7 protein-coding genes are annotated in these 8,285 nt (G+C 59.9%); 3 read left to right on the plus strand and 4 right to left on the minus strand.

Annotation, left to right across the window (positions count from 1 at the left end):
- Positions 1–197: 197 nt before the first annotated feature.
- The gene (locus tag Q0650_RS11230) at positions 198–401 is read right to left on the minus strand and encodes a hypothetical protein (RefSeq protein WP_298818986.1); all 204 of its coding nucleotides are present in this window, start codon (positions 399–401) and stop codon (positions 198–200) included.
- Positions 402–820: 419 nt separating this feature from the next.
- Here Q0650_RS11230 and Q0650_RS11235 point away from each other — a divergent pair, with 419 nt between their 5' ends.
- The 3 genes from Q0650_RS11235 to Q0650_RS11245 all read left to right on the plus strand — a co-directional run bounded on the left by Q0650_RS11235 (position 821) and on the right by Q0650_RS11245 (position 4,923).
- Positions 821–2,740, plus strand: coding sequence for a WD40 repeat domain-containing protein (locus tag Q0650_RS11235; RefSeq protein WP_298818988.1), 1,920 nt, complete (start codon positions 821–823; stop codon positions 2,738–2,740).
- A 298-nt stretch (positions 2,741–3,038) separates the two neighbouring features.
- Complete coding sequence (locus Q0650_RS11240) at positions 3,039–4,418, plus strand: FAD-binding oxidoreductase (protein ID WP_298818990.1); 1,380 nt, start codon at positions 3,039–3,041, stop codon at positions 4,416–4,418.
- 19 nt (positions 4,419–4,437) lie between these two features.
- Positions 4,438–4,923, plus strand: a complete 486-nt coding sequence (locus Q0650_RS11245; protein ID WP_298818992.1) for a hypothetical protein — start codon at positions 4,438–4,440, stop codon at positions 4,921–4,923.
- Positions 4,924–4,935: 12 nt separating this feature from the next.
- On the opposite strand, the gene Q0650_RS11250 is transcribed toward Q0650_RS11245, so the two are convergent.
- The 3 genes from Q0650_RS11250 to Q0650_RS11260 form a co-directional block, all read right to left on the minus strand.
- Positions 4,936–6,114, minus strand: coding sequence for a serine hydrolase (locus Q0650_RS11250; protein ID WP_298818994.1), 1,179 nt, complete (start codon positions 6,112–6,114; stop codon positions 4,936–4,938).
- Between the two features lie 78 nt (positions 6,115–6,192).
- Positions 6,193–7,017, minus strand: coding sequence for a lipoyl protein ligase domain-containing protein (locus tag Q0650_RS11255; protein ID WP_298818996.1), 825 nt, complete (start codon positions 7,015–7,017; stop codon positions 6,193–6,195).
- Positions 7,005–8,123, minus strand: coding sequence for a winged helix DNA-binding domain-containing protein (locus Q0650_RS11260; protein ID WP_298818998.1), 1,119 nt, complete (start codon positions 8,121–8,123; stop codon positions 7,005–7,007). Before Q0650_RS11260 ends, Q0650_RS11255 begins: the two co-directional genes overlap by 13 nt.
- Positions 8,124–8,285 lie beyond the last annotated feature (162 nt).

The raw sequence follows: 8,285 nt of genomic DNA on the forward strand, positions 1-8,285 counted from the left end.
ATCGCCTATCGCCTATCGCCTATCGCCTATCGGTTATCGGCTATTGTTCCCACCGCAGAGGTCGCGGTGTAGGGGCGAAGCGGCGCTTCGCCCCTACCCCCTCCCCGCCCGCCGCTACCTGCAACACGCAACGATCGCCTATCGGCTATAATGCGGGCGCAATCAACGAACCAGGAAGAATAGGATGACCACAATGATCAAAAAAATCCATCCAACAGAGCCTCGCGCATGGTTATGTCCTGCACCAGCATTCGAGCGAAGATCATCACAAAATAGAAGATAACGGCCAATCCGATCACCTGCAACCGCCATTGCTCGGCGACAAATGGCACACTCAGCAGGGCAATCAACGCACAGAGTGCGGATAGCATAAATAAGAGTCGCTTCAGTTCCAGATTCATAGCCATTCCCCCCCATCTGGCATATGATGTGGCTATGGCCTGATTATACGTCACGCAACGGGCAAATGGTGGCAACCTTGCAAGCCCTGCTGAACGATCGTCACAATGCTGCGTCTCTAACAAGCCGCAGCCAGTTTATCTATCGCCTATCGCCTATCAGCTATTGATCCCACCGCAGAGGCCGCAGAGGACGCAGAGGGATGATTGGCTATCACCTATCGGCAATCGCCTATCGCCTATCGGCTATTGTTCCCACCGCAGAGGTCGCGGTGTAGGGGCGAAGCGGCGCTTCGCCCCTACCCCCTCCCCGCCCGCCGCTACCTGCAACATGCAACGATCGCCTATCGGCTATCGTTCCCACCGCAGAGGTCGCGGAGGACGCAGAGGGATGATCGGTTATCGCCTATCGGCTATCGCCTATGGCCACTCCTATCACACTTCACAACGCCAGCCAGGTAAGTTCTCTGGCAGTTTTGGGTAAGGGATGGAATACCGCTGTTGCTTTTGCTTCTGCTCGGTCGATGATGGCCGTTGGTGCCTCGACAGGTATTTATCTCTACAACGCCAAAACGTTGAGCGAAGAACGTTTCATTGCCGCCAGCGCCTGCGTCACGAGTGTGGCGTTCAGTCCCGATGGGCTGTTTCTTGCCGCAGGATCGGCAGACAAGACGGTGCGGCTGTGGCACGTTGACAGCGGTGCGTTGATAAATACCCTGATCGGACACACTGACAAAGTGACCAGCCTGGCCTTTGCTCCCGATGGGCAGTGGCTCGTCACAGGGTCGGCAGATACGACGGTGCGACTGTGGCGGGTGCGCGATGGAACGCTTCTCGCTACGCTGGCCGGACATGCTGACCGGGTGACCGGCGTAGCGTATAGCCCTGATGGGCAGTTCATTGCCTCAGCGTCGTGGGATACGACGGCGCGGTTGTGGCGCGCCGATAACGGCATGCCGCTCGCCACCTTCACCGGGCATACCGATAAAGTACATGGCGTTGTGTTCAGTCCCGATGGGCAAACTCTCGTCTCAGGATCGGATGATGCAACCTTGCGGCTGTGGCAGGTAGCCAAGGGCGCTCTTCTCCGCATTCTGACCGGTCATACCGGATGGGTACGCAGTGTGGCAATGAGCGCCAACGGCCAGATTATCGCCTCGGCATCGTGGGATTCGACGGTGCGGTTGTGGCGGTTCAGTGACGGCAAACTTCTCCACGCGCTGAACGGTCATCGCGGTTGGGTACACAGTGTGGCGTTCAGCGCTGATGGTGAGACTATTGCCTCGGCGTCCTGGGATTCGACGGTGCGATTGTGGCGCGCGCGTGATGGCAAACTTCGCCATACCATAGCCGGCTACACCGAACACGTTACCAGCGTGGCAATCAGTCCTGATGGTCATACCATTGCCACCGGGTCACAGGATAGGCGCGCGCGATTGTGGCGAGCAGACGATGGTAGACTGCTCCGTACCCTGAATGGACATACCGGACAGGTTCATAGCCTGGCGTTCAGCCCTGACGGCAATATCCTCGCTGCGGGTTGCAGGGATACGACGGTGCGGCTGTGGCGTATCGGCGATGGCGCGCTCGATTATAGACTGGAAGCAAGCGCGAGGCGCGAACCAAACGTACTGTTCATCTTCCGTTCACAGTCAGTACTCGGTTTGATCTGCGTTGCCTTCAATCCTGATGGACAGATGCTCGCCACCGGCTCGGCGGACGCGCAGGTACGCTTGTGGCACATACACGGCGCTCACCCTCTCGATAGCTGGCAACAGTTGCTGGCGCGAATGTTCGGTTTCAAGATCGGAACCACAAAGCGCGGTAGCGCGCTCGTCCACACCCTTACCGGCCATACCGATAGGATCACGGGTGTGGCCTTTAGTCCCGATGGGCAGATCCTCGCTTCCGCGTCGGCAGACAAGACGGTGCGGCTGTGGCGAGCCGGCGACGGCGCGCTCGTCCACACCCTTACCGGCCATACCGATAGGATCACGGGTGTGGCCTTTAGTCCCGATGGGCAGATCCTCGCTTCCGCGTCGGCAGACAAGACGGTGCGGCTGTGGCGCATCGGCGACGGCGCAATCATCCGCACCCTCACCGGCCATACTGATCAGGTTACCGGCGTGGCCTTTAGTCCCGATGGGCAGATCCTCGCTTCCGCGTCGGCAGACAAGACGGTGCGGCTGTGGCGCATCGGCGACGGCGCAATCATCCACACCCTCACTGGCCATACTGATCAGGTCACTGGCGTGGCCTTCAGTCCCAATGGTCTGTTCCTCGTCTCTGGCTCGGCAGATGGCACAGCGCGGTTATGGGGTCTTGTCTCGACAGATAGATAATCCCCCTGGCCGACACATCATCAGATGCTATCGATAGTGTCTGTGCCGCACTGGGGATTCCACAAGAGAGGACGCGCTGGCTTGCGACCACCGATCGATACTTCAATGGCAAATTGTCAGAGATAACCGGCCATGCGCGGAGAGATGTTGTCGGTCAGGACGGTCGGTAACGAGGCGTGTTCTTTTCCGCAGTAGTCACTGTTGATCAGGCTCGCCGCTTCAAACCGGAGTTTTGCGCCGGGCCGGGCAGTGTCGTATCATGCCAGCCTGGGAGGCAATTTGACGATCACGCGAGGAGATGATGGGAATAACGGCCAATGCGGTCATCTGTGGCGCCGGGATTGCTGGCGTTGCCACTGCTTATCAGCTTGCGGTCAGGAAAGGCTGGCGCAATGTCGTTCTGGTTGAAGCGGGGGATCCACTGGCGCTGACGAGCGATAAATCAACCGAGTGTTATCGTAACTGGTGGCCTGATCGCGCCATGGTCGCGCTGATGAATCGCAGTATCGAACTGTTGGAAGCGTTAGCAATTGCGAGTGGGAATCGGATTCGGCTTAACCGACGCGGTTATCTCTACGCTACCGCCGACGAACGGCGGGTAGCTCAGTGGCGCGAGCAGGCGGAACGGGCTGCGCATTATGGCGCGGGGTCTTTGCGTGTTCACGAACGGGCCGATGCTGATTATCAACCGTCTGCGGGGCATGACTGGCGCGAGGCGCCAGATGGAGCGGATCTGTTGCTCGATCCCGATCTGATTCGGCGCCATTTTCCGGAGTTGTCGCCTGACACGGTAGCTGTTTTACACCCGCGCCGTTGTGGCTGGTTGAGCGCCCAACAACTTGGCGCTTTGCTGCTGGAAGCGGCGCGCTCAGCCGGGGTCACGCTCGTTCGCGGTCAGGTGATTGCCGTTGAGCGGCAGGGCGGTTGTGTCAGCGGCGTGACAGTTGCCGCGCCAGGCGAAACGCTGCTCATTGCTACTCCCTGCTTTGTGAACGCGGCAGGCCCCCATCTGGCGGCAGTCGGTGAGCTGTTGGGGATTGAACTGCCCGTTCATAACCAGCTTCATCTCAAAGCGGCGTTTGGCGATTATCTGGGAGTCGTTCCCCGAAACGCGCCGCTCTTGATCTGGAGTGATTCGGTCGAACTGGGATGGAGTGAGCAGGAAAAGGCCGATCTGCTGGCCGATCCGGCTACCGCGTGGCTGGCCGATCGGTTTCCTGCTGGCGTGCATTGCCGACCGGAAGGAGAAGGCGGCAGTCAGCAGGTCTTGTTGCTGTGGGATTACCATTCTCACGATCAGGCGGCGCGCGCGGCCCGGTTTCCGCTCCCGCTTGACGATAACTTCTTCGAGATCGCTTTGCGCGGTATGGCAGTGATGCTTCCCGGTTTGCGTCAGTATCTGCATCGCCTGCCGCGAGCTTACCTGGATGGCGGTTACTACACCTGCACGCCTGAGAATCGGCCTCTGATCGGGCCGCTGCCGGTAACCGGCGCATACGTGATTGGCGCGCTGGCCGGGTACGGTATTATGGCGGCCTGCGCCGCTGCCGAATTGCTGGCTGCGCATATGACTGGCGATCACCTGCCTGAGTATGCTACCGCCTTCCATCCGGGCCGATACGACGATCCAACGTATCGGGCGCAGTTGGCGCAATGGGGCGACACGGGACAACTGTAGGGGCGCATTATTTCCCGACGTGATGGCAATTATCCGCCAACTGGCGCATTATGTGCAGCCCGACATCACGGCATCCATCCCCCGACCGGCGGTATATCGCCCCACCATCCCCCATCCCCCGACCGGCGGTATATCGCCCCGCCATCCCCCATCCCCCGACCGGCGGTATATCGCCCCGCCATCCCCCATCCCCCGACCGATGGTAGGGGCGAAAAATTTTTCGCCCCTACCATCGGTCATCATCCGCCAACCGGCCACCATCCGCCAACCGGCCATCATTCCCCACCATCGGTCATCATCCGCCAACCGGCCATCATTCCCCACCATCGGCCATCATCCGCCAACCGGCCATCATCCCCACCACCGGCCACCATCCCCACCATCGGCCATCATCCGCCAACCGGCCACCATCCCCACCACCGGCCACCATCCCCACCATCGGCCATCATCCGCCAACCGGCGGCGTATCGCCCCGCCATCGGTCACCATCCCACGACCGGCGTAATATGCCCCGACATCACGGCAACCATCCGCCGATCGTCGCCGCAATCGCGTCGGCGTTGGTGCGTTCCATATTGCTCAGGACAATCACAACGTGCCCCTTTTCAGGGTAGTATGCCAGATGGGTGACGGCGCCCGACATGAAGCCAGGATGATAGATGACTCGCCGTCCGTTGCGCATCTCGATCTTCCAGCCGTAGCCGTAATCGTTACGCACCGGCGTGTACATTTGGACGAGAGCGGAAGACGGCAATAACTGCCCATTGTTGAGGGCGATCACGAATCGGTAGAGATCTTCAACCGTCGAATAGAGACCACCAGCGCTGTAGAGATTGCTGGTATCGATGGGAATGGATCGTTCGGCTCCCGGCCCTAAATACCCGACAGTGCCGTTTAAGGCCGAAGCGTCGCCGCTATCGTAACCGCTGTTGATCATGCTGGCAGGCAGAAAGATGTTGTCGCGCAGGTAGTCGGCATACGATTGGCCACTGACGGCTTCGATGACCAGACCTAACACCACATAGTTGGAATTGCCGTAGCGAAATGCAGTTCCCGGAGCAAAATCGAGTGGGAGGTTGCGAAAACGCGCTGCAAGCTGGGTTGGCGTTACCGGTGAGAGTTCGAGCTGCGCAAAATCACGGAAGTCGGTGTAGTTGGGAATGCCGGCTGTATGGGTGAGTAGATGGTGGAGCGTAATCGGTTGCCACGCCCGCGGACAGTCTGGCAAATACGCGCAGACCGATTGATCAACCGCCAGTTTGCCCGCTGCCTGCAACTGCATGATGGCCAGCGCAGTGAACGGTTTGGTGATCGAAGCGATCCGAAAGCGTGTCTGCGCTGTATTCGGTAGATCACGCTCGACATTCGCCAGGCCGTAACCGCGCGCAACTAAAATGCGATCTTGCGCTGCAACTAATACTGCGCCACGGAATTGACCCCGTTCAGTCAGTTCGCGCAGGTAAGCGTCAATCTGGGTGGCAATGTCAACCAGGCTCGGCGTCGAGGTTGGCTGTACCGGCTCCATAACTGCCACCAATGGCGCAGGGGTTGCGAGCGTTTGTTCCGGAGTAACGCTCGGTAATATGGTTGGCTGCGGCCCTACCGGCGACCAGGCCGATATGATTGGATCGCGTTGGCCGCAGGCGCTGAGCGCAATGACGATCAACATGAGATAGGCAATGCTGAAGCGATGCATAAGTCGTATTTCTAGAGTGGTGGGTTACATCCCTGAGCTGATTGCTACACCGACGCTCAATGTCTATCTGGAGTACAGCTACAGTGTTAGCGGCGCGAAACGGCTCTGCGCCGCCGCCATTGCTGCCCGTTCTGCCGCCGACCAATCGGTCGGAGTGACGCGAATATGGTACCGTTGTTGGAGCGCAGAGGCAAATGCGACGGCTAGCGTCACCAGATCGGGCGGATGCTGGCATACTGTGGCTAGATCGGTCACCCGATCTGCCAATCGGGTAACAAGTTCTGTTCGTTCGTGATCGGTCAGCGCCAGCAACGCAGCCAGTTGCAGCCCCGGCCAACGGGTATAAAGGCCGACCTGGAAGAGTAGCCCTTCGCGACGGCGGATCTGGGCAAAACCGACCAGTTTTTTCCCTCCCACCAGCAATTCATACGGCGACTGTCCACCGAAACACGCGCGCGCGGTCAAGCGATCAAGCGCCTGCCGGTCGGCGCGCGCAGCCGGGATCGAGATCAGTTCGGCAGTGATACCAAAAGATGCCAGTGTTTCCCGCCATACCTCGCCGAGCCAGCGATACGACTCGCTGACATCGGGATGCGCCAGGCGGTGTGAGACCGGCAAGGCAATGTCTTGCATCAACAAACCGGGCACGAAGAGCACGGCAGTGCCACCGCTTGCCCGCCGGTGGAGGGTGATCCCGGCGCGCGCCAGCGCCATTCGATCAACTTCGTCTATCTTTTGGCCTGACCCGATCACCAGCGCCGGACGCTCACCGGCGGCATACCAGCGTATCGCCGGATGTGATGTTGTGGCAAGGCTGGCCAGCATTGTCGCGCCTGCGGCCAGCTCGCTGGCAGGATCGCCCTGCGCAGGTGGCAAGAGACGCCACTCTTCTACTCCTCCCATCGACAATCTCCCAATGGCGCGTTGAAATGGTTGGCCACACCGAGCGCCAGCCGCTCAAGTTGATCGCGTAGCGCCGGTTCCAGAGGCGTGAATGGGCGCATCGTTACGACCAGCGCTGCGCCTTGCCAGTCATAACGCCACGTGCCGGCAATTCGTCCGTGAATGAGAATAGTAGCCTCAATATGACCAGCCGGACGCCAGACCTGATGATACACATCGGCATCGATCAACCAGGATTTGGCGCGGGTGCTGAGCAGTAGCGGGTCAAACCGGCCTAACAGTCGCGCCGGCAGCTCGGCGCGTGAAGGTAATTCGTTCACCCGCTCTAACGCAGACTGTAACCACCACGCCGGTTGTCCATCAACGCTAACCGGCGCAATCTCATCACCGAGGAGTGTAAGCCACCGCTTCACCTCAGCCTGCGCGCATCCTCGCCAGTAGCTCATATCGGCAATTGTAGCCGGTCCGCAGGTCGCCAGATACCGGCGGAGCATCGTGAGATTCGCCTCGTCAGCAGATGGTGGATCCCAGGGCAAATCGGGCAACCAGCGCAAGCGGTGCGCCATGCGCGCTTCGCCACCACGCGGCGCTGCGTGACATACCAGACCGCGACGGGCCAGAATGGCGAAAACTCCACCCCAACCTGACAGGTGCCGCTCATCGATAGACGGGAGCAGCGTTTTCAAATCACTTCGCCCCATCGTTTCACGCTCGAAGAGGTGTTGCGCCACCTTGGTGAGAAACGCCTCGTAAGCCGCCGGATCCCATCCATCCCGCAGCGCTTCTTGCTCCCAGTAGGTCGCGCGCTGAGACTGAGCGGCGTAGATGATAGGCCAGTCGGTTGCCGGGTAAAGATGAAGCGTGTGGCGTTGTCCCCATAGCCGCGTGAGTGAGCGATCCTGGTAGAGGAGGCGGTCGAGATCGGTGACCGTCATCGCCGGCACCCGATTCCAGAGCGCCAAACCCGCCGCTGGCAATATCTGCGCCTGCGCGCCGCATAGTGCGCCGGCTGCGCTGACCGGATCGGAAAAAGGCATCAACAAGCCGTGATGCACAAACCTCGCCACTGCCGCCTGATCGGTTGTCAATTGGCGTGCAGGAGTCATAATTCCCTCAGCATCGCGATAGCGTGATCGCCGCGGGCAAAGACCCGCACTATTGGTTCACTCCCGACCGGTAGTGTCGGTGTTGGCGTGATCTCGATCGCAGTTGAGCCAAGCATCGCGCGCGCAAAGGCCACCAGATCGGGATCGGCATTCGCAGGAAGG

It is taken from the genome of uncultured Chloroflexus sp., from assembly GCF_937129525.1.
In the GTDB taxonomy this organism is placed as follows: domain Bacteria; phylum Chloroflexota; class Chloroflexia; order Chloroflexales; family Chloroflexaceae; genus Chloroflexus.

Bases quoted from the DNA above. Each gene is read 5' to 3' on its own strand.
- Q0650_RS11230 (WP_298818986.1), bottom strand. From the start codon at position 401: ATGAATCTGGAACTGAAGCGACTCTTATTTATGCTATCCGCACTCTGT.
- Q0650_RS11235 (WP_298818988.1), top strand. From the start codon at position 821: ATGGCCACTCCTATCACACTTCACAACGCCAGCCAGGTAAGTTCTCTG.
- Q0650_RS11240 (WP_298818990.1), top strand. From the start codon at position 3,039: ATGATGGGAATAACGGCCAATGCGGTCATCTGTGGCGCCGGGATTGCT.
- Q0650_RS11250 (WP_298818994.1), bottom strand. From the start codon at position 6,114: ATGCATCGCTTCAGCATTGCCTATCTCATGTTGATCGTCATTGCGCTC.
- Q0650_RS11255 (WP_298818996.1), bottom strand. From the start codon at position 7,017: ATGGGAGGAGTAGAAGAGTGGCGTCTCTTGCCACCTGCGCAGGGCGAT.
- Q0650_RS11260 (WP_298818998.1), bottom strand. From the start codon at position 8,123: ATGACTCCTGCACGCCAATTGACAACCGATCAGGCGGCAGTGGCGAGG.